General features: G+C 72.5%; 2 protein-coding genes. Both read right to left on the bottom strand.

The genetic code is table 11. From position 1 onward, the window contains the following. Window positions 1–100: FCD domain-containing protein (locus GWK61_RS61355; RefSeq protein ID WP_194922318.1), on the bottom strand; the 100-nt coding region annotated here is incomplete at its 3' end. A gap of 16 nt (window positions 101–116) precedes the next feature. Then, the gene (locus tag GWK61_RS54740; RefSeq protein ID WP_194922317.1) at window positions 117–875 is read right to left on the bottom strand and encodes a sigma-70 family RNA polymerase sigma factor; all 759 of its coding nucleotides are present in this window, start codon (window positions 873–875) and stop codon (window positions 117–119) included. Window positions 876–1,035: the final 160 nt, after the last annotated feature.

Below are 1,035 nucleotides of genomic sequence, written 5' to 3'. Positions count from 1 at the left end.
GCAGATAACTGTTGCCGCCCAGTTCGATCACCGCGCGGTGGAAGGCCATGTCATGGCTGCGGAACGCCGCGAGGTCGGTCTCGCGCGCGGCACTACGCATTCCCTCCACCAGTTCTTCAAGCGTCCGCCGCGCTCCCGTCGAGCAGAGCCAGCTGCGCCGCCTGCGCGCGGCCGGAGAAGACCTCGGCGACGTCGCGCGCGCCGCGGGCGTCCGTCGCGCCGAAGCCGGCGGCCGTCAGGTCCGTGCGGAGCACCACGTCCGGGTCGAGCAGCTTCAGCAGGCCGGCGAAGTTCCCGCCGCGCGAGGCCGCCAGGAAGGCGCTCACCACCTCGCGTTGGCGGCCGCGGTCGGCCTCCGACTCCTCCTCGCCCTGGCCCTGCACCCGGCGGCGGGCCCGGCTCGCGAGCTGGCGGACCGCGGCCGTCGACTTGCCGACGATCGGCGAGATCTCCTCGAACGGCACCGCGAACATGTCGTGCAGCACGAACGCCAGCCGCTCGGCCGGGCTCAGGGTGTCCATCACCACCAGCAGCGCCAGCCCGACCGAGTCCGACAGCTCCGCGGCCAGCTCCGGGTCGGCCAGCGCGTCGCGCTCCGACGCCTCGACCGCCTCGGCGCCGGCCGGCCCCTCCAGGTCCTCCTCGCCGTGGTTGCGGCGGGCCCGCAGCACGTCCAGGCACACCCGGCCGGTCACCGTGGTGAGCCACCCGGCCAGGTTCTCCACCTCCGCCACGTCCGAACGGTTCAGCCGCAGGTACGCCTCCTGCACGGCGTCGTCCGCCTCGGCCAGCGAACCGAGCATGCGGTACGCCACCGCCAACAGGTGCGGACGCTGCGACTGGAAGAACTGAGCGAGCTGATCGGCGTCGGTCATGGCTCCACATTCTGCGGGCAGGATCAGGCGGTCACCACTCTGACGTCCGCGTTCGCGGGAATGTGACAGCCGTCGGGGAGTTCTGGATCACTGATACCACCACCATCATCAGCCGCGCCAGACCCACGGGCCCCAGGCCCAGGCCCGGCCTGAGACCCCC

Origin of the sequence: Catenulispora rubra (assembly GCF_015356825.1) — a bacterium.
Classification (GTDB): domain Bacteria; phylum Actinomycetota; class Actinomycetes; order Streptomycetales; family Catenulisporaceae; genus Catenulispora; species Catenulispora rubra.
The sequence above is the reverse complement of the archived record's forward strand: the minus strand, read 5'-3'. Positions and strand labels throughout refer to the sequence as shown.